This window comes from Morganella morganii, from assembly GCF_019242955.1.
GTDB classification, from domain to species: Bacteria; Pseudomonadota; Gammaproteobacteria; order Enterobacterales; family Enterobacteriaceae; genus Morganella; species Morganella sibonii.
Genome location: NZ_CP066129.1, coordinates 2761365 through 2782697 on the forward strand (window position 1 = coordinate 2761365; position 21333 = coordinate 2782697).

25 protein-coding genes are annotated in these 21333 nt (G+C 49.1%); 17 read left to right on the top strand and 8 right to left on the bottom strand.

The genetic code is table 11. The features are described 5' to 3' along the window. Positions 1-145: 145 nt before the first annotated feature. Both JC793_RS13005 and nfo read left to right on the top strand, forming a co-directional pair. Positions 146-1234 (top strand): YeiH family protein, encoded by a 1089-nt coding sequence (locus tag JC793_RS13005; protein ID WP_046894910.1) that lies wholly within the window; start codon positions 146-148, stop codon positions 1232-1234. 106 nt (positions 1235-1340) lie between these two features. Further along, positions 1341-2183: a deoxyribonuclease IV gene (gene nfo, locus JC793_RS13010; protein WP_218426363.1), complete on the top strand. Its 843-nt coding sequence runs from the start codon at positions 1341-1343 to the stop codon at positions 2181-2183. Positions 2184-2189: 6 nt separating this feature from the next. Here nfo and fruK read toward each other — a convergent pair whose 3' ends face one another. Continuing rightward, on the bottom strand, positions 2190-3128 hold the full coding sequence (gene fruK / locus JC793_RS13015) for a 1-phosphofructokinase (RefSeq protein ID WP_046894908.1): 939 nt from the start codon (positions 3126-3128) through the stop codon (positions 2190-2192). Positions 3129-3366: 238 nt separating this feature from the next. Between fruK and JC793_RS13020 the strand changes: the two genes are divergently transcribed. The 3 genes from JC793_RS13020 (at position 3367) to yeiP (ending at position 5918) form a co-directional block, all read left to right on the top strand. Next, positions 3367-3789 (top strand): nucleotide triphosphate diphosphatase NUDT15, encoded by a 423-nt coding sequence (locus tag JC793_RS13020; protein WP_218426364.1) that lies wholly within the window; start codon positions 3367-3369, stop codon positions 3787-3789. Between the two features lie 157 nt (positions 3790-3946). After that, positions 3947-5194: a tryptophan permease gene (mtr, locus tag JC793_RS13025; protein ID WP_218426365.1), complete on the top strand. Its 1248-nt coding sequence runs from the start codon at positions 3947-3949 to the stop codon at positions 5192-5194. A gap of 151 nt (positions 5195-5345) precedes the next feature. Continuing rightward, entirely contained in the window at positions 5346-5918 is a 573-nt protein-coding gene (yeiP, locus tag JC793_RS13030; protein WP_046894905.1) for an elongation factor P-like protein YeiP, read from the top strand. 90 nt (positions 5919-6008) lie between these two features. On the opposite strand, the gene JC793_RS13035 is transcribed toward yeiP, so the two are convergent. Further along, on the bottom strand, positions 6009-6347 hold the full coding sequence (locus tag JC793_RS13035; RefSeq protein ID WP_218426366.1) for a type 1 fimbrial protein: 339 nt from the start codon (positions 6345-6347) through the stop codon (positions 6009-6011). 177 nt (positions 6348-6524) lie between these two features. After that, on the bottom strand, positions 6525-6854 hold the full coding sequence (locus tag JC793_RS13040; RefSeq protein ID WP_046894903.1) for a type 1 fimbrial protein: 330 nt from the start codon (positions 6852-6854) through the stop codon (positions 6525-6527). A gap of 358 nt (positions 6855-7212) precedes the next feature. Between JC793_RS13040 and JC793_RS13045 the strand changes: the two genes are divergently transcribed. Both JC793_RS13045 and mepS read left to right on the top strand, forming a co-directional pair. Next, a complete protein-coding gene (locus tag JC793_RS13045; protein WP_166708180.1) occupies positions 7213-7932 on the top strand; it encodes a phosphatase PAP2 family protein in 720 nt (239 codons plus the stop codon). A gap of 327 nt (positions 7933-8259) precedes the next feature. Further along, positions 8260-8814 (top strand): bifunctional murein DD-endopeptidase/murein LD-carboxypeptidase, encoded by a 555-nt coding sequence (gene mepS, locus JC793_RS13050; protein ID WP_107678733.1) that lies wholly within the window; start codon positions 8260-8262, stop codon positions 8812-8814. Positions 8815-8927: 113 nt separating this feature from the next. On the opposite strand, the gene JC793_RS13055 is transcribed toward mepS, so the two are convergent. From JC793_RS13055 to rsuA, 3 genes are all read right to left on the bottom strand, one after another. Continuing rightward, positions 8928-9272 carry a YejG family protein gene (locus tag JC793_RS13055; protein WP_046894901.1) on the bottom strand — a complete coding sequence of 115 codons (345 nt, stop codon included), beginning with the start codon at positions 9270-9272 and terminating at the stop codon, positions 8928-8930. A 512-nt stretch (positions 9273-9784) separates the two neighbouring features. Then, positions 9785-10969 (bottom strand): Bcr/CflA family multidrug efflux MFS transporter, encoded by a 1185-nt coding sequence (locus JC793_RS13060; RefSeq protein ID WP_046894900.1) that lies wholly within the window; start codon positions 10967-10969, stop codon positions 9785-9787. A gap of 36 nt (positions 10970-11005) precedes the next feature. Then, entirely contained in the window at positions 11006-11701 is a 696-nt protein-coding gene (gene rsuA, locus JC793_RS13065; RefSeq protein ID WP_166708181.1) for a 16S rRNA pseudouridine(516) synthase RsuA, read from the bottom strand. Positions 11702-11933: 232 nt separating this feature from the next. Between rsuA and radD the strand changes: the two genes are divergently transcribed. Next, positions 11934-13694 carry a DNA repair helicase RadD gene (gene radD, locus JC793_RS13070; RefSeq protein ID WP_166708182.1) on the top strand — a complete coding sequence of 587 codons (1761 nt, stop codon included), beginning with the start codon at positions 11934-11936 and terminating at the stop codon, positions 13692-13694. A gap of 172 nt (positions 13695-13866) precedes the next feature. Then, the gene (gene rplY / locus JC793_RS13075) at positions 13867-14148 is read left to right on the top strand and encodes a 50S ribosomal protein L25 (RefSeq protein WP_046894897.1); all 282 of its coding nucleotides are present in this window, start codon (positions 13867-13869) and stop codon (positions 14146-14148) included. A gap of 177 nt (positions 14149-14325) precedes the next feature. Here the strand turns inward: rplY and JC793_RS13080 are convergent, their stop codons facing one another. Together JC793_RS13080 and JC793_RS13085 are read right to left on the bottom strand one after the other, a co-directional pair. Then, positions 14326-15306, bottom strand: coding sequence for a phage integrase (locus JC793_RS13080; protein ID WP_045138027.1), 981 nt, complete (start codon positions 15304-15306; stop codon positions 14326-14328). Positions 15307-15372: 66 nt separating this feature from the next. Continuing rightward, positions 15373-15672 carry a helix-turn-helix transcriptional regulator gene (locus tag JC793_RS13085; protein WP_052925942.1) on the bottom strand — a complete coding sequence of 100 codons (300 nt, stop codon included), beginning with the start codon at positions 15670-15672 and terminating at the stop codon, positions 15373-15375. Between the two features lie 102 nt (positions 15673-15774). On the opposite strand from JC793_RS13085, the gene JC793_RS13090 reads away from it, so the two are divergent. From JC793_RS13090 to JC793_RS13125, 8 genes are all read left to right on the top strand, one after another. Then, complete coding sequence (locus JC793_RS13090) at positions 15775-16071, top strand: Cox family DNA-binding protein (RefSeq protein ID WP_218426367.1); 297 nt, start codon at positions 15775-15777, stop codon at positions 16069-16071. A 218-nt stretch (positions 16072-16289) separates the two neighbouring features. Beyond that, positions 16290-16685, top strand: a complete 396-nt coding sequence (locus tag JC793_RS13095) for a DUF5347 family protein (protein WP_218426368.1) — start codon at positions 16290-16292, stop codon at positions 16683-16685. 68 nt (positions 16686-16753) lie between these two features. Then, positions 16754-16975: a DUF2732 family protein gene (locus JC793_RS13100; RefSeq protein WP_045138030.1), complete on the top strand. Its 222-nt coding sequence runs from the start codon at positions 16754-16756 to the stop codon at positions 16973-16975. Beyond that, positions 16968-17189, top strand: a complete 222-nt coding sequence (locus JC793_RS13105) for a TraR/DksA family transcriptional regulator (protein WP_218426369.1) — start codon at positions 16968-16970, stop codon at positions 17187-17189. The genes JC793_RS13100 and JC793_RS13105 overlap by 8 nt, the downstream gene beginning before the upstream one ends. A 1-nt stretch (position 17190) precedes the next feature. After that, positions 17191-17766 (top strand): hypothetical protein, encoded by a 576-nt coding sequence (locus JC793_RS13110; RefSeq protein ID WP_218426370.1) that lies wholly within the window; start codon positions 17191-17193, stop codon positions 17764-17766. A gap of 96 nt (positions 17767-17862) precedes the next feature. Continuing rightward, positions 17863-18675 (top strand): Dam family site-specific DNA-(adenine-N6)-methyltransferase, encoded by an 813-nt coding sequence (locus tag JC793_RS13115; protein ID WP_218426371.1) that lies wholly within the window; start codon positions 17863-17865, stop codon positions 18673-18675. Beyond that, entirely contained in the window at positions 18672-18995 is a 324-nt protein-coding gene (locus tag JC793_RS13120; RefSeq protein ID WP_218426372.1) for a DUF5405 family protein, read from the top strand. The genes JC793_RS13115 and JC793_RS13120 overlap by 4 nt, the downstream gene beginning before the upstream one ends. Beyond that, entirely contained in the window at positions 18992-21295 is a 2304-nt protein-coding gene (locus JC793_RS13125) for a replication endonuclease (RefSeq protein WP_218426373.1), read from the top strand. The genes JC793_RS13120 and JC793_RS13125 overlap by 4 nt, the downstream gene beginning before the upstream one ends. Positions 21296-21333 lie beyond the last annotated feature (38 nt).

A 21333-nucleotide genomic window follows, 5' to 3' on the forward strand; every position in this document is an offset into this window, starting at 1 on the left:
ATCATATTAACATTATACTTATAATTTAACATTGCCATTACCGCTAACCTGATTTTTAGATTAATTATAGAATTATTATCAATTTTAAAAATATTACGCTTTCCGCTATGCTTTGCACATTGTTATTCCTTTTTGTGAGTTACTTATGTCTGAAAGTCATATCAAATCTGAAAAAGCCCGCCATACAGCAAAACCGATGTGGCTGAGACTGCTTCCGGGCTTTGTCCTGGCAGGGGTTCTGACCACTGCCTCGATGCTGCTCGGGGAAATGCCCTGGTTTATCAACCTCGGACTGGGCGCACTGACACTGGCTATTTTGCTGGGAATTATCGCCGGCAACACTGTTTATCCGCATATCAGACCGCAGTGCGAAGCCGGGGTGGGTTTTGCCAAACACTATTTTTTACGGGCGGGGATCATCCTGTATGGCTTCCGTCTGACGTTCCAGCAAATTGCTGATGTCGGGATCAGCGGCGTGATTATTGATGCGGTAATGCTGACCAGCACCTTCCTGATCGCCATGTATATCGGCCGTAAATGGTTCGGGCTGGACAGAGAAACCGTCATTCTGATTGGTGCCGGCAGCAGTATCTGCGGCGCGGCGGCAGTGATGGCAACTGAACCGGTCGTGAAAGCACCGGCAAGTAAAGTGGCGGTTGCCGTCTCCACCGTGGTTATTTTCGGTACCATCGGTATCTTCCTGTACCCGTGGTTGTTCCATCTCAATGCCGCACTGGGCTGGCTGCCGTTCACCGACATGAGTTTCGGGGTGTATGCCGGGTCTTCCGTGCATGAAGTGGCTCAGGTGGTGGCGATTGGTCACACCATCAGCCCGGATGCGGAAAACAGTGCCGTGATCAGCAAAATGATCCGCGTGATGATGCTGGCGCCGTTCCTGCTAATCCTGTCGCAGTATCTGAGCCGTCAGAAAAGCAGCGCCGGAGGTGCAGCGAAAGAAAAATCCAAAATCACCATTCCGTGGTTTGCCGTCTTCTTTATCCTGGTGGCCGGATTTAACTCTTTCCATCTGATCCCGGAGGTGATTGTCCGCCAGATTATCGTTCTCGATACCATTCTGCTGGCGATGGCGATGGTGGCACTCGGTCTGACCACGCATGTCAGCGCAATCCGCCAGGCCGGTATCAAACCGATGCTGATGGCACTGGTACTGTTCGTCTGGCTGATTGGCGGCGGCGCGGCAATCAATCTGCTTATCCCGCTGATCACCGGCTGATCCTGCCTTTCTTTCTGTGATATCCCGGTTGTGCGGCCGGGATATCCTGTCACTGCATTCTCCGGTTCCTTATGCCATAATCGGCACCAAAGAAGGAGAAAAACCAATGAAATATGTCGGAGCACATGTCAGCGCCGCCGGTGGTGTTGATCAGGCGGTTATCCGGGCGCATGAACTGGGGGCAACCGCATTTGCCCTGTTCACCAAAAACCAGCGCCAGTGGAAAGCCGCCCCCCTGTCTGAAAACGTCATCGCCGCCTTTAAGGCCAATTGCAAAAAATACGGCTACAGCCACGGGCAGATCCTGCCCCACGACAGCTATCTGATTAACCTCGGGCATCCGGAAACGGAAGCACTGGAGAAATCCCGTGAGGCGTTTATTGATGAATTACAGCGCTGCGAACAGCTCGGTATCGACCGGCTGAATTTCCATCCCGGCAGTCACCTGAATAAGATTGAAGAAAAAGCGTGTCTGGCACGGATAGCAGAATCAATTAACATCGCGCTGGATAAAACCCGCGGCGTAATTGCCGTGATTGAAAATACCGCCGGGCAAGGCAGTAATCTCGGGTTCCGCTTTGAGCAACTGGCCGCCATTATTGAGGGTGTGGAGGATAAATCCCGTGTTGGTGTCTGTATTGATACCTGCCACGCATTTGCCGCCGGGTATGATCTGCGGACACAGGACACCTGCAAAGCCACATTTGCGGAATTTGAAAGCATCGTCGGATTTGAGTATCTGAAAGGCATGCACCTGAATGATGCCAAAAGCGAATTTGCCAGCCGCGTTGACCGCCACGACAGTCTCGGTCAGGGTAAAATCGGTAATGCACCGTTTGAATTTATTATGAAAGATAACCGGTTTGACGGCATCCCGCTGGTGCTGGAAACCGTGAATCCGGACATCTGGGCACAGGAAATTGCCTGGCTGAAATCGCTGGCAAAATAACCCGGTTTATACCACCGGGCTGAGTTTGATTTTTGCCATCATCGCCGCCAGTTCGGCACGGTCACGGACACCGACGCCGGGCTGGCTCACTGCCAGTGCAGACACCGCAGTAGCCATACGCAGCGTGTGTTCACTGCTCTGACTCATCAGCAGACCGTAAACCAGGCCGCCGACCATCGAATCCCCTGCCCCGACTGTACTGATTACCTCACAGTGCGGCGGCAGTGCACGCCAGGCGCCGGACGCATTCACCCACAGTGCCCCCTCCTGCCCCAGTGAAATCACCACATGGGCGATCCCTTTATCACGCAGGGCATGCGCGGCATGAATCACATCTTTCAGCTCCGGCAGCGGTTTCCCCGCCCAGATTTCAAGCTCATGGCGGTTGGGTTTCACCAGCCACGGCGTGGCTTTCAGGCCGGCCACCAGCGCCTCACGGCTGCTGTCAAAAATAATGCACGGGCACAGCTGGCGCAGGCGGCTCATCCAGGTGGTAAACCACGCGGGGTCCACCCCTTCCGGCAGGCTGCCGCTGACGACCACCATGTCGAACTGTCCGAGCCAGGTCAGCGAATCCGCCATAAACTTCTGCCACTCGCTTTCAGTGATACGGAAACCGGAAAAATTCAGATCCGTTACCGAGCCGCTGTTTTCGGTCAGTTTCACATTGATCCGGGTGCGTCCCGGAATCACATGGAAGCGGTTTGCCAGCCCGTTTTCACTGAAGAAATGCTGGAACTCTTCCTGATTATCTTTCCCCAGAAAGCCGCTGACAGTCACATCCACACCGAGGTCACGCAGGACTTTGGCAACATTAATGCCTTTTCCCGCAGGATGTAACCCGACCGTTCTGACACGGTTCACCTCGCCCGGGACAAGGGACGGACACATCCCGACAAGGTCATAGGCCGGATTTAAGGTAATTGTGGCTACTCGACGGGTCATCAGCCGGGTGCTCCCTCTGTTATTTTTGGCTAACGGGTTATAATCATTAGTAATATTGTGCGGCAGGATACAATAACCGCTTTTGAATCGTTTCAGTTATAACACACACACGCGGATATTCTATGCTCTGAATCATTCAATTTGCAGGAAGAGGCTGTCAAAAACAGACAGGCTGTCACTCCGGCGGGCGGCAGTGTACCATAGCGCCCGCAATCTGATTAAAAAGAAGGAAAAAATAATGCCTGTCGTCGTCGGTACCGGAGTGGTTATTGTGAACAGCAAAGGTGAGGTGCTGCTGGGTAAACGCAGCGGTAAACATGCGCCTTACTGGTCCATTTTCGGGGGACATGTTGATCCCGGTGAAACATTTGAGGCCTGTGCTGTCCGCGAAATTCAGGAAGAGATCGGCATTACTCTCACTGATCCCAAAGTCATCGGGCTGTGCAATAACCTGGAAACCTATCAGGCAGAAGGTAAACACACGGTATCTGTCTGCCTGCTGGCGCAGTATGACAGCGACACCCTGCCGGTTATTCAGGAACCGGATAAATTTGACGGCATTATCTGGTGTTCTCCGGATAATCTGCCGGAGCCGCATTTTGAGGCCAGCCGCAATGCTATTCATCTGTGGCGGACCAGTCAGTTTTATCTGACAAAATAATCTGTTATCTGCCGTACCGGACATCCGGCGCGGCAATTGCTTATTTATCACTCAATCACACACAATTACGCTGATTTATCGGTTTATCCGCTTTACAACCTTTTTTTGCCGCCGTATCATCAAGCTAGTACACGGAGCTGAGTAACCGGAGGATTTAATGAGCAGCGACGCAATAACACAAACCAAACGCCCTTCCGTCCTGGGCGGTGCCATGATTATCGCCGGTACCGCTGTCGGTGCAGGCATGTTTTCCATCCCTGTGATGACGGCCGGTGTCTGGTTTACAGGCTCTGTCCTGCTGCTGATTTACACCTGGTTCTGTATGTATACCTCCGGACTGATGATCCTTGAGGCGAACCTGAATTATCCGTCCGGTTCCAGCTTTCACACGATTACCAAAGATCTGCTGGGTAACGGCTGGTCGGTGATTAACGGTCTGTCGATTGCTTTTGTGCTCTATATTCTGACTTATGCCTATATTTCGGCAGGCGGTTCGATGCTGCAGGAAAACCTGACAGCACGCGGGCTTGATATCACGCCCGCCATGAGCGGCATTTTCTTTGCCGTTGTGGTGGCTGTCATTGTCTGGATCTCAACCAAAGCGGTAGATCGCCTGTGTACCATTCTGATCGGCGGTATGGTGATTGCTTTCGTGATGTCCGCAGGAGGAATGATCACTGAAGTGAAAACCGCGGTGTTATTTAACACGCAGGAGCCGGAAGCCCGGTATCTGCCGTATGCGCTGGTGGCACTTCCGTTCCTGCTGACGTCATTCGGTTTCCACGGTAACGTCCCGGGGCTGGTAAAATACTACCGTAATGATGCGAAATCCGTGGTCCGCAGCCTGCTTATCGGCTCCCTGATTTCGCTGGTGATCTATATCTTATGGCAGTTAGCCGCCCAGGGTAACGTCCCGCGGGAAAACTTTAAGCAGATTATCGCGGAAGGCGGCAATATCACCGCACTGTTAAATCAGATGAAAGCCGCAATCAGCAGTGATACCACCGTGCAGTTACTCAATGCATTCAGTTATATGGCGCTGGCCAGCTCATTCCTGGGAGTCTCTCTGGGGCTGTTTGATTATATCGCGGACTTCTTTAAATTTAAGGATAACGGCACCGGCCGCCTGAAATCTGCTGTGTTTACCTTTGTTCCGCCTGCGATTCTGGCGGTGCTGTACCCGAACGGTTTCCTGTATGCCATCGGTTATGCCGGGCTGGCAGCCACTATCTGGGCGGTCATTGTTCCCGCGCTGATGGCAAAAGCCACCCGCCGCCGCTTCCCGGAGGCAGCCTACCGTGTGCCGGGCGGTAATGCGATGATCATCTTTATCATTGTGTTCGGGCTTCTCAACGCCGTGACACATATTTTGTCCATGATGGATCTCCTGCCGGTTTACCGCTGATTTAATCCTGACAGCACACCCGCAGCATTTCTCTGCGCGGGTGTGCTAATTTTGGCTTGCACATTGGAAAAACTGCGAGTAATTTTGTCGCCAATCCGCAGGTCTGAAGGCCTGCTTTACTATTGATATTACTTATGTAACGGGACAAATTATGGCAAAGGCCAATGAAATTAAACGCGGAACCGCAGTAAGCTATAACGGTAAGCTGCTGATGGTCAAAGATATCGATGTCCAGACGCCGAGTGCCCGCGGGGCCAGCACCCTGTATAAAATGCGTTTTACCGATGTCCGCACCGGACAGAAAGTGGAAGAGCGTTTTAAAGGCGATGATATTATCGACACGATCACCCTGACCCGCCGCGCTGTTCAGCTCTCTTATGTTGATGGCGATGAATATGTCTTTATGGATGATGAAGACTTCACGCCTTATCCGCTGAAAAAAGATCAGATCGAAGAAGAACTGCTGTTTATTCCTGAGGAAGGTCTGCCGGGTATGCAGGTACTGACAATGGACGGCCAGGTGCTGGCACTGGAACTGCCGCAGACTGTTGATATGGAAATCATTGAAACCACCCCTGGTATCAAAGGGGCATCCGCCAGTGCGCGGACCAAACCGGCAACCCTGCCGACCGGGCTGGTGATCCAGGTGCCTGAATACCTGAGTAACGGTGAAAAAATCCGCATCCATATTGCGGAACGTCGTTATATGGGCCGCGCGGATTAATTCCCGCAGCCGGTAAAAACTGCCTGTTACCGGGTTACCGGTTTTCTGCTCTCAGCGGAAACCGGCTGACCCGCCGTCCATTCGCATCCCTCAGAAGTAATCCACCCGCAGATACGCTTCCCGGCGATCTTCATTCAGGACAGAGTAAGACGTGCGCCCCATCGATTGCGGCAGACGTCCCTGAGCAAGTTCACCTTCTGCTGTGTTGTCCTGCATGCTGACGGGTTCGCCGTTGCGCAGGCAACGGTATTCAAATGACGGCTGACTATCCTGCGGTTTCTCCGCCGTCAGGACACTGACTTCGCAGGCGGTATTCACCACACTGCCGGAGAGCAGAATTGTCCCTTCGCTGATACCGGATGCCGCTCCCGGCAGGATAACTGACAAGCTAAACAACATACCACTGAAAATAGCCTTAAGATGATTCATCACAGGCACCTCACTGTTGTTCCGTCGGACTGACGACCAGCGTGTTAACGTTACCGCTGTACTTGTTATAACGCGCCCGGCACAAAAAAAGAAGCGAAAACCGGCATCGTGGTGTGGTACGTCACACGATTTTCACCGGTTTCTCCGGTATGCATTGATTGCGGGGCGCTGTCTTCATTAAAGATAACTGACAACAACCATCGCTAATTGCTTTCTGCTGTCCAGCCAGTGAAGTTTTGCTTCCCCCATATTGGCCGGTATCAGGTCGGACACGGATCGGGTATTGCGGGTGATAGTCTGAGTATTCAGTTGTTCTTTTTTCATTCCTGAACGGTAACAGCGGGAGCTGATATCATTGATATTAAAGTCCATTGTGCAGGGACCTTCAACAATTGCACCATGGAAAGTGATCACACCGGATACTGAGCGGCTTTCACTTTCAGCCGCTGCCGTAACGCTGCTCATTAATAAACCTGCAGCAGCAATAAAGAACTGTAGCTTTTTCATAACGAACCTCTTCGGATAAGTATTCGCGGAAGCAACCCGTTTACCGCGGGATGAAAAATATTCGCTTATTCTTTATCGACAATAGGTCACTAATCTTTACTGAGATATAACAAACAGCCGTGTTTTTAGCATGATGACAGAATTATATACTGTAATTTCTTATATCATGATAATAATATGACTTTATTAACTATTCCACCCTCGTCTGCCATGATTATAGACATTAACCAATAAATAACAATATTTACATAAAAGCAACATTATCCTTTTCCCTTTTTATGTATAAACTCATCCCCGCGTTTCTGGCAGACTGAGGCAAAACTTTTGCTAAACTATTTAATTATCTTCAGGTTTTGTTATGGCAGTGCAGCGCTTCACTCGTCCGTTTTTTGTCAGCCTCAGCGGGGTTATGCTGTTTCTTTCCTGGTACCTGCCGGTTGATCACGGTTTGTGGGCAACACCCGACCATACTGTCTTCCGTTTTTTTAATATCCCGCTTGCCGGTAACCATTCTCTGGCCGTATTTATTGCCGTTATTAATAACCGTGCATTTGACCTGGCTGCGCTTCTGCTGATGGGACTGATCTATTACACCGCTTTCCGTAAACAGGACAGCGCCGGTAAACGCAGACTGGTGATGGCGGGGATTGTGATGGTGGTAAGTGCAGTGCTGATTAACCAGGCCGGGCAGGCAATTCCGTTTAACCGTTACAGCCCGACTCTGATGCTCGATTCGGTTCACCGCGTCAGTGATATCACCGGAATCTTTACAAAAGATGCATCAAAAAGCAGTTTTCCGGGTGATCACGGTCTGATGCTGATGATTTTTGCCGCGTTTGTCTGGCGTTATGCCGGATTCCGTTATTTTTCTGCCGCTGTTTTGCTGGTGATTATTTTTTCCCTGCCACGGATAATGGCAGGTGCACACTGGTTCAGCGATATTATGGCCGGTTCGCTGTCATTGACATTAATTACACTTCCCTGGATTTTACTGACACCTGCGGGTGACCGGTGTGTAAATTTTCTGGTACGCCACATGCCCCGGTTATCCGATATTACAAAGAAAATTTCACATTAGTGAAACATTCCGGACATCCTAATCAGATTACCTTACTGACAAGTTTAAGGTTTTGTAAATAACCGGTTTTTTCCCTCGCCATTTCCGGCCCCTTTATGTAGTATCAATTCGTCCAATTATTAGGAATTGATTAATTTTGCCAGTAATTAGATCGTTACGGATGGTTGATTAATCTCTTTTCATAAATTGTTCATTGATATTAAACGTGCCGTTCCGCACGTTTTTAGAATAAACATATTGTGCACCCGCGTGGATTTAATTAGTGTAAATATGTTTTGTTTTTAAAGTGACATTCGTCACATAAGGAATGCAAGGGAAAACTCACACATGGTCACATCTCAACCGATTCTGAGATATATCACCCGGATTGTTCCGGCATTGATTATCGCGGCGACATTGTCAGCATGCAGTACATCTCCAAATTCAGCCCGTCAAGTTCAATCTGAAACCCGTACAAACAATTTTATTTTGCAAGCGTCTCAGGATGAATTCGAACAGTTAGTCAATAATGTCGATGTTAAATCCAAACTGATGTCTCAGTATGCCAGCTGGAAAGGTGTGGCTTACCGTCTCGGCGGCACAACCCGTTCAGGTATCGACTGCTCCGCATTTGTCCGCCAGACTTTCCTCGACCAGTTCGGTATGGAACTGCCGCGTTCAACAGCAGAACAACAGTCTGTCGGCACCAGCGTAAAACGTGCCAAACTGCAGGCCGGTGACCTGGTGTTATTTAAAACCGGAAAACGTCAGCGCCATGTCGGTATTTATGTCGGTAATGACAAATTTGTCCATGCATCCACATCAAACGGTGTTATCGTCTCCAACATGACAGATAAATACTGGAATAACCGTTACTACGACGGACGCCGTTTAATTAAATAATACATTCACTCCCTTGCAGTGTATTATTTAAAAAGAAAAAGCTTCCTTTTCAGGAAGCTTTTTTTGTATCTGCATTTTACCGGAGCCGGCTGTCAGACCGGCGGTGTTACACATCAGAAAGGGTAACGGGCAGAAATATTCTCTGCAATGGCTGCCCCTGCGGTTTTCAGGGCACACATTGCCGTGCTCTCATCATCACTGTGTAAAAACAGGCACGGCTCCCCTTCCCAGGTCAGGATCAGACTGTCAATCTGCAATCCTTCCAGATGCGACCGGATGGCGCACAGGGCATCATATGTTGAATGGTGGCCGTGACTCAGTAATTTTAAACCGGTCAGGCTGTCTTCCCTGCTCTGCAAAGGTTCCGGTAACGCCTCTAACCGGCGGCCGTCATCATGACCGGAAAGCCGGTAATGCTGTGGCAGGCGGGAAACAACTGAAAGCGCATTACTATTCACACTATTATCCTGTCATACTGTGCCGGTGAATCATCTTCAATAAAATTTCCGACCCAATCCCTCGAAATTAACGAACATTCACTGTTCACGGATGATGAAAAAACGGCGACTTACTCCCGATCCGGCATAAACGTATTCAGTACTTTTCTGCCGGTTGTTAACAACATCAATCCAATTGCCTCTATTTGTATACTGTTTTGTTAATTTTCTCAACTGATTTATTTTATATCATATAGCTGAAGTTGAATGAATAAGGATATCATTCCATGTATTCATCATTCGACCACCTGTAAATATGATTAAATATCAGTTAATTATACAATTAACGAAAAATAGCGGCGTGTTCAGCATGGTTGTCCGTCATGAAACGAAATTCACATTAATGTAACTTTTCATGATTCAGATCAACCAAATGATGACTGAGTAGTTGTCCGGGGTAATCATTCGACTATTACTGATATTACAGAAATGACCGGCCCGGTAAATTCCGGACCGGCAGCAGAGAAAGGAAATCAGGCAAAACGCCGTGCGTACAATACCAGTGATGCAGCAACCAGAATACAGAGCGCCATCGCGCCGACCATCGGCCAGACGGTTGTCATATCAAACGACGCCACCACAGCACCTACTCCCGCACCGATACCAAACCGCAGTACTCCCGCCAGCGATGAGGCTGTCCCTGCCATATGCGGATAATCATCCAGAATCACCGCCATCGCATTGGATGTGATCATGGCAATGTTCCCCACATAGCAGGCCACGCCAATCATAATGGCAACAAAACCAAGGTCTGCTGATGCGGCCAGCAACAGCCAGCATCCGGCCAGCAGTTGTACCACCAGCCCGGTGCGCAGCATATTCAGCGCACCAAAACGGCGGACATAGCGGCTGTTGATGGTGGTCATAATAAAGAGGAAAACGATATTCAGTGCAAAGCAGTAGCCGAATTCCAGCTCTGTCAGCCCGTAGAGCTGAATGTAAACGAATGATCCGGCTGATAAAAAGGAGAACATCCCGGCAAATGAAAAACCGGATGCCACCATATAACACAGCACACGCTTCTGGCGGAACAAGGTCACAAACTGACCGAGCATGATCCGCAGACGGAACGGCTGACGACGCTCTTTCGGCAGGGTTTCACGGATAAAGAACAACACCAGCAGTGCGGCGATCAGCGCGGCAATCATGATTGTCCAGAAAATCGCGTGCCAGCTGAACCAGAGCATCATCATGCCGCCCATGATCGGTGCCAGCAGCGGTGCCACGGTCATCACCAGCACCACAAACGACATACTGCGGGAAAACTCATCTTTGGTGAACATATCCCGCATCAGGGCGTTGATTACCACACTTGCCGCGGCAGCAGCAAAGCCGTGCAGCCCGCGCATGCCGATAAACGTACCGATATCCTGCGACATCGCACAACCTGCCGAGGCCAGAGCAAAAATCAGGGTTCCCCCGAGGATCACCGGCTTGCGGCCGAGTGCATCCGCCATCGGGCCATACACCAGCTGCCCGGCGGCAAAGCCTATCAGATAACTGTTGAGGGTCATCTGGACGTCGCCCTCAGTGACACCAAAGTCACGGGCGATGGTCGGCATGCTTGGCAGATACATATCGATAGCCAGCGGCATCAGCATCGATAACAGACCCAGAATAAAAATCAGGCCGAAATAGGCCGAACGTTGCACTTGCACGCCTGTTACTCCGTATTCAATTCAGTAAAAAGGTGTTCAGAGAACCGACTGAATCTCTTCGTCAGTCAGCGGACGGTATTCTCCCGGCGCCAGGCTGTCATCCAGCACAATGCCGCCGATACGCTCGCGGTGCAGTTCGTCCACATGATTACCGGCAGCGGCAAACATACGTTTGACCTGATGGTAACGTCCTTCTGAAATCGTCAGCCGCACATCCTGAGGCGTGATAATCTCAAGTTTTGCCGGTTTGGTCGGATGCTGCTCACCGTTCAGCATCACTCCCTGTTCAAACAGGGCTGCGGTCGTGTCCGCCACCGGCTCCGCCAGTGTGACACGATAGGTTTTCTCACAGTGATGTTTCGGCGAGGTAATACGGTGCGACCACTGACCGTCATCGGTCATCAGCACAAGCCCGGTGGTATCGATATCCAGCCGTCCGGCGGCATGCAGTTTATGGGCAACCGGTTCATCGATAAAATAGAGAATGGTCGGGTTAACCGGATCATCCGTTGAGCAGACATAGCCCTGCGGCTTATTCAGCATAAAATAGCGCGGCCCGGTGACGTGTGTCATCACATTGCCGTCATACGCCACTTCATTTTCCGCGCTGACTTTCAGTGCGCCGTTTTTCACGACGTCACCATCCACAGTCACCATTCCCGCACGCAGCTCTCTGGCCACGAGGTTCCGGCTGATACCCATCTGATGGGCAAGAAATTTATCTAATCGCATGAATGTCTCTTAAACCTGACGTGCCCGCAGCGGACTGCCGGCAGATAAGCAGATAAAATGAAAGAATTTGGTTCGATAATAACCACAGTAATCATTATAACAACAAACCATCAACATCACAGTGCCTTTCTGACGGCGGTTCCGCTGTTTATCCTCCGCCATGCAGTCAATTGTCGCGCCCAAAGTGTGATATGCTGACACCCTGTTTTTTGTCTGTTCCGCCGGAGTTCCTGTGACGTTTACCCTGCGACCTTATCAGCAGGAGGCTGTCGATGCCACCCTGCTCTATTTCCGCAAACACACAACACCCGCAGTGATTGTCCTGCCCACCGGAGCGGGAAAAAGCCTGGTGATCGCTGAACTGGCCCGGCTGGCACACGGCCGTGTGCTGGTGCTGGCGCATGTCAAAGAGCTGGTGGAGCAGAATCACAGTAAATATCAGGCTTACGGGTTAGATGCAGGTATCTATTCAGCCGGATTATCACAAAAAGAGTCCTCACAGAAAGTCATCTTCGGCAGTGTGCAGTCTGTCGCCCGTAATACCGCCGATTTTGACGGTAAATTTTCCCTGCTGATTATTGATGAGTGCCACCGGATCAGCCTCAGCGAAGACAGCCAGTATCAGCAGGTAATACAGCATCTGCAAAAGAATAACCCGGCCCTGCGTATTCTCGGCCTGACCGCCACCCCGTACCGGCTGGGCAGCGGCTGGATCTATCAGTATCACTATCATGGTATGATCCGCGGCGATCATACCTGCTTCTTCCGCGATTGTATCTATGAACTGCCGCTGCGCTATATGGTCAGCCATCAGTATCTCGTTCCGCCGCAACGGCTGGACATGCCCGTGCTGCAATATGATTTTTCACAGGTACCGGTCAGTGCCGCCGGCATGTTTGACTCGCAGGTGCTGGCGCGGGAAGTGAAAAAACAAAAGCGCATCACACCGCGTATTGTCCGCCAGATTATTGAGTATGCCGCGCCCCGGCAGGGCTGCATGATCTTCGCTGCCACCGTGGAGCACGCAGCAGAAATTGTGTCACTGCTCCCGCCCGGTGAAGCTGCGCTGGTCAGTGCGGATACCCCGTCCGCAGACCGGGAAACGATTATCCGCGATTTCAAAGCACGGAAACTGCATTATCTGGTCAACGTTTCCGTTCTCACCACCGGGTTTGATGCCCCGCATGTGGATGTGATTGCCATTTTGCGCCCGACCGAATCTGTCAGCCTCTACCAGCAAATCGCCGGACGCGGGCTGCGCCTGTCCCCCGGGAAAACGGAGTGTCTGATCCTCGATTACGCCGGAAATCCGCATGACCTCTATATGCCGGAAGTCGGCAATCATAAACCAAACAGCAAAAGCCAGCCGGTGCAGGTATTTTGCCCGTTATGCGGCTTTGCCAACCTGTTCTGGGGATTATGTACCGATGACGGCCATATCATCGAACACTACGGCCGCCGCTGCCAGGGAATTATTGATGCGGATGATGAATCCGCCCGGCATCAGTGTGATTTCCGTTTCCGTTTTAAACTCTGCCCGTCCTGTAACGGAGAAAATGATATTGCCGCACGGCGCTGCTGTCACTGCGATGAAGTTCTCAGTGATCCGGATGACATGCTGAAAGCTGCACTGCGTCTGAAAGATGCGCTGGTACTGCGCTGTGGTGGTATGGCGCTCTCAGCCGGACAGGATAACCGCGGTGAATGGCTGACCATCAATTATTACGATGAGGACGGCACCACCGTCAGTGAGCGTTTCCGGCTGACCACACCGGCACAACGTTTTGTCTTCGAGAAACAGTTTCTGGCACAGCATCTGCGCGCGCCCGGTGTACCCTTTCAGTGGCAGGATGCAGAATCGGTGATCCGTCAGCAGGTATTGCTGCGTTACCCGGATTTCATTGTTTCACGCAAAAAAGATAACTTCTGGCAGATCCGGGAAAAAATCTTTGATTATCAGGGGCGATTCCGTAAATCCGACAGTCTGGCATAACCCTGAGTGCTGCTTTTTGGGTTTTATACCGGGTTTCGTTTGCCGTTTGTCCGCATTTTCGGTAAAATGCACGCCGCTTCACCGGGGGTAACCCTGCCGGAGCCAAATACCGACTTTGCTGCTGGGTCGCCTGTAGCAGAGATTTTTTTTACTCTTGTTAAAGAGAAAAGCTATGTTAACTATCAATGCTGAATTACGTAAAGAGCAGGGTAAGGGTGCGAGCCGCCGCCTGCGCCGCGCAAACAAGTTCCCTGCTATCGTTTATGGTGGCAACCAGGAACCTGTTTCCATCGAACTGGATCACGACATCCTGATCAACCAGGAAGCTAAACCAGAATTTTACGAAGTTCTGAACCTGGTTATCGATGGTAAAGAAACCAAAGTGAAAGTACAGGCTGTACAGCGTCATCCGTTCAAGCCAAAACTGACACACATCGATTTCCTGCGCGCTTAATTACGCCACCTATCGAGCTTTAATCGGGACGCCGAGTAAATAACGCCGCTTTTGCGGCGTTATTTATTTCTGATATACCCCGCCTCTCCAATAAAAACATAGGGTTATCATAGAGCTGTAAGGTGCCACAGAGGGCACTAAATGGCCTGTCTGTGGACACCGTGTGGACACTTTTATCTAAACTCTACATTTACCTTTCAGCGGATTAAGGTCAATTGCATCCTGTAGAAAATCCGGGGCAAAGTGTGCATATGTCATCGTCTGAGATAGATTGGCATGTCCCAGCAATCGCTGTAGTGTCAGGATACTGCCGCCGTTCATCATAAAATGTGTTGCAAACGTGTGTCTCAGAACGTGTGTTGCCTGCCCGCCCGGTAACGTCGGCTTCACTTCCTTTAAAATTTTCCGGAAGCGCTGATACGAAATATCAGGGAATAATAGCCCGTTTTTACCATCACATATCATGTCAGCAACATCATCAGAAATTGGTACAATCCGGGGCTTGCGGGTTTTCGTAAATGTAAAACGTACCTTATTCTGAATCACATGTTCCCGCTTTAACCTGGTTGCTTCACTCCACCGGGCACCGGTACTGAGGCAAAGAACGGCAATGTTATAATCATCACCACTAAGGTTAGTCAGCAATCTGCTGACATCATCATCCGTCAGATATGACATTTCCGTGGCCTGCTCTTTCAGCTTCTTATAACCGCTGAAAGGGTGTTCGCCGAGATAAAGACCAGCATCAATTAAATACGTAAAAATGCCGCGCACTGCGGTAATTTCACGATTAATCGACGACGCTTTAACCCCGTGAGCCGTGCGTATCTGGCAATACTGGGATATAAGTGATTTGTCTATTTTTGGTGTTGCAGGGTCTGACATCACGCGGCAAAACATATCAATTCTGTTCTTTTGATCTCGTCCATGATCGAGATGACTCCCAAATAAATCCCACCATTGTTGCGCTATTTCGCTTAACAGGCGATTGTCGGTTAACTTCGGCGCCCACTCTTTCGAGTGGTTGGCCATCACGTACCGTTCATAATTAACGGCTTCAAACTTCTTATCAAATTTCCGTCTGACACGCTTTCCGTTGCGGCCAGTCGGACGAATGTCCACTTCATAGCGACCATCTTCGAGTTTCTTAATTGACATAAGAAAGCCCTCCGAGGGTGCAAAGACTTTGTGAATCAATAAATTCACAAAAATCGAGATGTATTGTTAACCAGTTTTCTTGTCTGAGCGGCGTGACATTGTTTCGTCTTGCCCACTGTGTGCGAGGACCGGTGCTATCTGACCAGCTTCGGGATTGATTTCATCAAACATGAACCATGTCATATATTTTCGAAATATGGGGATTGAAAAAAACTTCATTGCTGACTCTAGCGACATCTTTGCCTTTCCGCTCTCATATCCATGATAAGTAACATAATTAACACCAATCATCTCAGCAACCTGCTTGACATTTAATCTCTCAGATTCTCGGATCAGTTTTAATTTCTCTCTATCGAATGTTGACATAATATTAGAACTCTCTTATTTTATAAGTGAATTGAAACCAGCCACCAGAGCAGCAGCGAGCGCAAGGGGGCTACAAAGAGCCACAGCAAGAGAGGTTAACAGATGACAAAGGAAAACGTAAAGGTTGCCGCTGCATTGAAAGCAGGTTCTGCGGATTATGTGACCGAAGCCCGGTTTGCAGAAATGATCGGCAAAACAGCACAGGCTGTTTCTGATATGCGCAAGGCAGGGAAATTGCCTTATGTGACAATGAAAAAACCGGACGGTAGTCGTAACGAATATTACATCAGTGTTTCAGCCTGGAATGAGGGCATGGATCTCGCGCGTGCCACTCTGCCCGACGAAATCCGAAACGGCTGGCTTGTGTGGCTGGGTCTCGGTAAACCGCAGATTAGTTGAGGTTGGCTATGGTCAGGCAAATCAGCACACACAGCCAAGCATATCGCGGATTTATTATTATCACCCTACCGCGTAACGCGGCACGGAAAATAACGCAGTATCACGTCACCTTGTCTGATGGGGATGATAGCTGTCATTCGTTCGGGAAGTTTGACGCACTGGCACAGGCGACAGGTTTTATAGATTCATTGTTCGATAAGAAATAACGGCGGTGGCTTATGCGTGCAACAGCTGAATTAATTGATATTACATCACGGTTACAGAGTGAAGATATTAATCGTTCACTGGCTGGCGTTAAGAGTTACAAAAATAACGGTATGTCATTTTCTGAAAGAACAGAAAAACTGACAGAGGCCGGGGCATTGCGGACAACTGTTTTTTTCAAAAACGAACAGGATAATCCGGATAATAGCGAACTGACCGGATTTATTGAATACATGCGACTGTCAGATAAACGAATGTTAGACATGATTTTCTTTCTTGCTGAATTGGGTAATAAAGAAAGGAAATATGCAGACCTGACAAAAGAGGAAAAACAGCAATTAATTATTGCTATTAATAAAATAAAGTCACTAACGGCATTAATGCCGAAAAATATTTCATACCCGATTTAAATATTGACCAAAAAGAAAATGACCTTAACCGGTCAGGGCTTTTTATTACCTAAAAATGAGGTTTTAAAATGAAATCAATTCCGGAACCAATATTCACCCCTGTAGCTGAAAATATCAAAGCCAACCGCGAAGACGAGCGCAAAACCTTGCTTGATGGGTTTGCCGGTCGTTTGCGCACCATTTCCCATAAAGCGTTAAGACAGAAAATGACACCAACTGAAATTTATCACCTGCTCAATGGTGAGGCTGACCGTATCGAAAACGAAGCGGGAGAGCTGAACCATGTCTGACGAAATCGACCGCGCCAATGACCACGCCGCGCTTGTGCTTGAAAGCCAGATAGCCGCCGCCCGTATCACTGCTGCGGGTGTGTCCGCGTTTGAATGTGAGGGGTGCGGTAAACCAATCCCTGAGCCACGCCGCCGCGCTGTGCTCGGTTGCACCATGTGCATTGATTGCCAGGCAATTGATGAACTGAAAAACAAACATTACCGGAGCGTGTGAAATGACCACTAAAAAGACGACATACTACCTAGGAATGTTTCGCTCTGATTACGCAGAGTTTTTTCCGTGTCAGCCGTCATTATCCATACAGGATTTATTTTACCCGCCAGTAATGAGCCAAGAAAATCTCCCATGTTGTCCTGCACTGCAAAAACGTCTGTCCTTGCAGGAGCTGCTTCCATTTTTCCTTCCGAGAACAGAAGAACAGTCTGTTTCGACGCCAGAATCGAATTATGAATATCTGACTCTAGCTCTTCCTTCGTGTTCCAGTATGCCGATTCGCTTGTACGGTAATACACACAATTGCGGAACACGTTTTGGTATTCGCGCTGTATTAGCGCTGTCCATTCTCCGTGCTCTGTCCACTTATCAGGACAGCTTTGTTTTAGAAGCCGGGCCAACTCATTTCGATAATCTTCTGATGGAATCCAGCGCTCTTTTATCCGGCATGAAGATAAAGCCAGGAAAGCGTCGCAGGCACGGAGCATATCGTATGTTGATAAAAGCCTTACTTCGCCTTGAGGCGCAGTTGACGGAGTCAAAAAAGCAGGGTTCCGGACGGGTGGAAGCATCATGACTGTTCCTTTTTTTATCTGAATTCCGGTAACGGATGATACCCCGGACATTACAGAAATAAAAATATGCGAAAAATAAATAAGTAAGGAACTGCGATATGATTGAAAAAACTATTTTGAAATGGGCGGGTTCAAAAGTCGGCATTATGGATCTGTTACGTCCGCACCTGCCAAAAACAGAACGCCTCGTTGAGCCGTTCGCCGGTTCTTGTGCTGTAATGATGAATACTGACTATGAGCAGTATTTAATTGCAGATGTGAATAATGATTTAATCACTATGTATCGCGAAATCGCATCATTTAAAACCAACCGGGTTTTAGAGACGGCAAAGGATTTATTCGAGATCGAACTGTGTGAACCAGGTTATTACGAGGAAAGAGATTTTTTTAATAAGGCTAAATCAGCGCTGCCAAATGTAGCTATTGCCGCTTATTTTATTTACTTAAACCGTCACTGTTATAACGGACTGTGTCGTTACAACCAGAAAGGCGATTTTAATGCACCGCGTGGAAATTATAAAAAACCATACTTCCCTGAGAAAGAAATCCGCGCATTTGCTGCCAAAGCAGTAAAAGCCAACATCCAGCACCTCGTATGGCAGGACACGTTATCGCTGGTCGATTTTGGTGACGGTGTGTATTGCGACCCTCCGTACATGGGGAAAAATTTCACTCAATATCACGCTGACGGATTCACGGATAGCGACAATGAAGCACTGGCCTTTGCCCTGAAAGATTTGAATGATATTCAGGGTAACCCGGTCACAGTATCGAATTCACTGGCAGCAAAAGAGCTGTATGCGGATTTAGGCTTCACTATCCACGTAATAGAAGCACCGCGCACCATTGCGGCCAATGGTAACCGGAAGAAAGCACCTGAAATTATTGCTGTGCTGGGTGGTTGCCAATGAGTATCACCGACCCGCGCAACGGCATTTATATTACTGATACCCGCTACGCTATAGTCCGCCGACTGCCGGAAGAGCACGCATCACTTCCGGCATATGCGCTGATTGAGGCTGATCTTGAAAACAATAGCTGGTCGTTGGTTTCCCGGTATGACAACTCTGTCGTTATGGTTGCTGACCTTGTCGCCATGCAGGTTATCAGGCCGAAAGATAAACCGGTAAAAACACTGGATGAGTATTTGCTTTTCAGCGAAATGATAGTGAAACGCTGTCAGACAGCGCTGTCTGTACTCCGGGAAATGCCGGTTGGTGATCGGCCATGACCGGAAAAGTCATTGATTTCAGTGTGCAGCCGCCGCCGGAACCGGCGGTTTTTGTGCATGAATGGAACAAAAAGCGACATGAAGCGGTGCTGGGTTTTGAACAGCCGTTAACGCCTGTACAACTGAAACAAAATCAGGATTTGCAGGATGAAATTGAGCGCTTGCCGCGCATGCTGCGTTTTCCGTTCCGTAAGCGCTATGAAAGTATTTACGAAGAAAAGGGGCTGTTAGAGGCTCACAGATATCTGTATTTCAAATTTTATCGGGAAATACTTCCGCGAGTTAATGCCGTTAATGACCGATTTTCAGTGCGTCATATGGATCAGTTTAATGCGCTACCGGAGTTATCCGACAAGGCCGTTAAATTACTGGCAAAGCAACTGGCGAAAGTATTTTTTGAACGCTGTCAGCAGTTGATCGACAAAGTTGGCGAAATTGGTGATGGTGCCATATTTAAATTTAAGTACCTGTATGAAATATACGGGCACATGGCTGCTGATGCCAAAGAACTGCATATTACCCCGCTTCACTACAGCCGGTATCTGAAAGGCTCAATTAGTGAAAAAAATATCCATTCTGCGCTTGCCCGTCTGGTGAATGATGATTTCTGGTACCGACGTTTACGGGCGCACCGTGCCCGCTGGCGTGAGTCGCTGCTGATTGCCGTTATGGCCGTCAACAAGAATAAGCGTCCGTATGCCAGCCGTCAGGCAATTAATGAAGTCCGCGCCCAGCGTAAAGCGAACGAAGAATATCTGAAACAGATGGATATTGAAGACACTGAGACGGGTGAGCGGTTTGATCTGTTTGAAAAAGTGATGGGGAGTATTTCCAACCCTGAAATTCGCCGTATGGAACTTATGGCACAGATCGCCGGCATTGAAAGAGTGGCTATGCAACGCGGTGATATTGGCATGTTTGTTACCATCACAACACCGTCAAAGTACCATCCGACAAAGGTTACCGGTAAGAAAGACGAGAAAAAGGCCATTATTAATCATAACTGGTCAAAAGAGGCTTACACACCAAAGAACGGACAGGCATATCTTGTTCGTGTCTGGTCGAAAATACGGACAGCTTTCAAGGATTACGGACTCAAAGTCTACGGTATTCGCGTTGTTGAGCCGCATCATGATGGTACTCCGCACTGGCATTTATTGTTGTTCACTGACAAAGCCAGCCGTGCGCAGGTTATCGACATTATGCGCAAAAAAGCCCTTGCTGTTGACGGGAAAGAGCAAGGCGCACAAAAACACCGGTTTAAGTGTGAACACATGAACCGTGGCGGCGCGGTCAGTTATATCGCGAAGTATATTTCTAAGAATATCGACGGTTACGCACTGGATGGTGAAATCGATAATGACACCGGAAAACCGCTGAGTGATACCGCCGCCGCCGTGACCGCATGGGCGGCAACATGGCGCATTCCTCAGTTTCAGTTTTATAACCTGCCGTCAAAGGGGGCTTACCGCGAGTGCCGCAAGTTGCGCGGTGTTTCTATCGCAGAGCAGATCGGTGATGTGGCGGAAAAGGTCAGGTTTGCCGCCGATAAAGGCTTTTTTGATGAATACATCCTTTCTCAGGGTGGCCCATGCACCCCGCGTGACCTGCAAACGGTCAGAGTCGCGAGACGCGCCGCTGATCGGCTGAACCAGTACGACGAAGAAGTCCCGGAAGTATTCGGGATCTACTCCCCTGTTTTTGGCGGTGATGTCGTCAAAACCCGCGAACGTAAATACCAGATTGTTAAAAAACGCGATAGTCAAAACCCGGCACCGGTTGCCGTTGGTTTTGATTTTAATCTTTTAAAGGGCGGCATCGCCGACCCTCGGAGTCCTGTCAATAACTGTGGATCGGTGATCTCAACCGATGGCGATAAATCGCCAGATTTAGCGCCAAACTACGGCGTGGCGGGGGTTTACCAAATAAAACCGTGGGGTTCATGCCTCAGTGATAAAGCCGCTGAGAAAGCAGCACAAGACGTAAAACCGGCACAAATCGCCAAACGGGTTAATTCCCGCATCACTTTAAGCGACAAAGAAATCACATTTATCCCGGAAATACAGAAATTCACGGCCGCAATGGGGCATGAAATGCCAGCGGACGGGCTGATGATGATGTTTATTCGGGGCATGACCGTTGATTACGGTGATCAAAAATTGTTGTTCCGTGATGGCCGGATGCGGCTGGAGCTGCGCGATGAGGTAAAAGCAGTCAGAGAACGGCAGCAGGCCGTTAAACGAGAGCAGAAAGCGGCGTCAATATTGGTGCGGGTTAAGAAAATGAGGGGACGAAAGTAGCTAAATTAAATTTATAATAACTAATAAATATTAATTTA

Coding starts and splice junctions, on each gene's coding strand:
- JC793_RS13035 (WP_218426366.1), bottom strand. CDS start 6,347: ATGAATCATCTTAAGGCTATTTTCAGTGGTATGTTGTTTAGCTTGTCA.
- JC793_RS13045 (WP_166708180.1), top strand. CDS start 7,213: ATGGCAGTGCAGCGCTTCACTCGTCCGTTTTTTGTCAGCCTCAGCGGG.
- JC793_RS13100 (WP_045138030.1), top strand. CDS start 16,754: ATGAAATCAATTCCGGAACCAATATTCACCCCTGTAGCTGAAAATATC.
- JC793_RS13005 (WP_046894910.1), top strand. CDS start 146: ATGTCTGAAAGTCATATCAAATCTGAAAAAGCCCGCCATACAGCAAAA.
- JC793_RS13090 (WP_218426367.1), top strand. CDS start 15,775: ATGACAAAGGAAAACGTAAAGGTTGCCGCTGCATTGAAAGCAGGTTCT.
- rsuA (WP_166708181.1), bottom strand. CDS start 11,701: ATGCGATTAGATAAATTTCTTGCCCATCAGATGGGTATCAGCCGGAAC.
- JC793_RS13115 (WP_218426371.1), top strand. CDS start 17,863: ATGATTGAAAAAACTATTTTGAAATGGGCGGGTTCAAAAGTCGGCATT.
- nfo (WP_218426363.1), top strand. CDS start 1,341: ATGAAATATGTCGGAGCACATGTCAGCGCCGCCGGTGGTGTTGATCAG.
- mepS (WP_107678733.1), top strand. CDS start 8,260: ATGGTCACATCTCAACCGATTCTGAGATATATCACCCGGATTGTTCCG.
- JC793_RS13110 (WP_218426370.1), top strand. CDS start 17,191: ATGACCACTAAAAAGACGACATACTACCTAGGAATGTTTCGCTCTGAT.
- JC793_RS13105 (WP_218426369.1), top strand. CDS start 16,968: ATGTCTGACGAAATCGACCGCGCCAATGACCACGCCGCGCTTGTGCTT.
- fruK (WP_046894908.1), bottom strand. CDS start 3,128: ATGACCCGTCGAGTAGCCACAATTACCTTAAATCCGGCCTATGACCTT.
- JC793_RS13085 (WP_052925942.1), bottom strand. CDS start 15,672: ATGTCAACATTCGATAGAGAGAAATTAAAACTGATCCGAGAATCTGAG.
- yeiP (WP_046894905.1), top strand. CDS start 5,346: ATGGCAAAGGCCAATGAAATTAAACGCGGAACCGCAGTAAGCTATAAC.
- JC793_RS13095 (WP_218426368.1), top strand. CDS start 16,290: ATGCGTGCAACAGCTGAATTAATTGATATTACATCACGGTTACAGAGT.
- JC793_RS13040 (WP_046894903.1), bottom strand. CDS start 6,854: ATGAAAAAGCTACAGTTCTTTATTGCTGCTGCAGGTTTATTAATGAGC.
- JC793_RS13080 (WP_045138027.1), bottom strand. CDS start 15,306: ATGTCAATTAAGAAACTCGAAGATGGTCGCTATGAAGTGGACATTCGT.
- JC793_RS13020 (WP_218426364.1), top strand. CDS start 3,367: ATGCCTGTCGTCGTCGGTACCGGAGTGGTTATTGTGAACAGCAAAGGT.
- JC793_RS13125 (WP_218426373.1), top strand. CDS start 18,992: ATGACCGGAAAAGTCATTGATTTCAGTGTGCAGCCGCCGCCGGAACCG.
- mtr (WP_218426365.1), top strand. CDS start 3,947: ATGAGCAGCGACGCAATAACACAAACCAAACGCCCTTCCGTCCTGGGC.
- JC793_RS13120 (WP_218426372.1), top strand. CDS start 18,672: ATGAGTATCACCGACCCGCGCAACGGCATTTATATTACTGATACCCGC.
- rplY (WP_046894897.1), top strand. CDS start 13,867: ATGTTAACTATCAATGCTGAATTACGTAAAGAGCAGGGTAAGGGTGCG.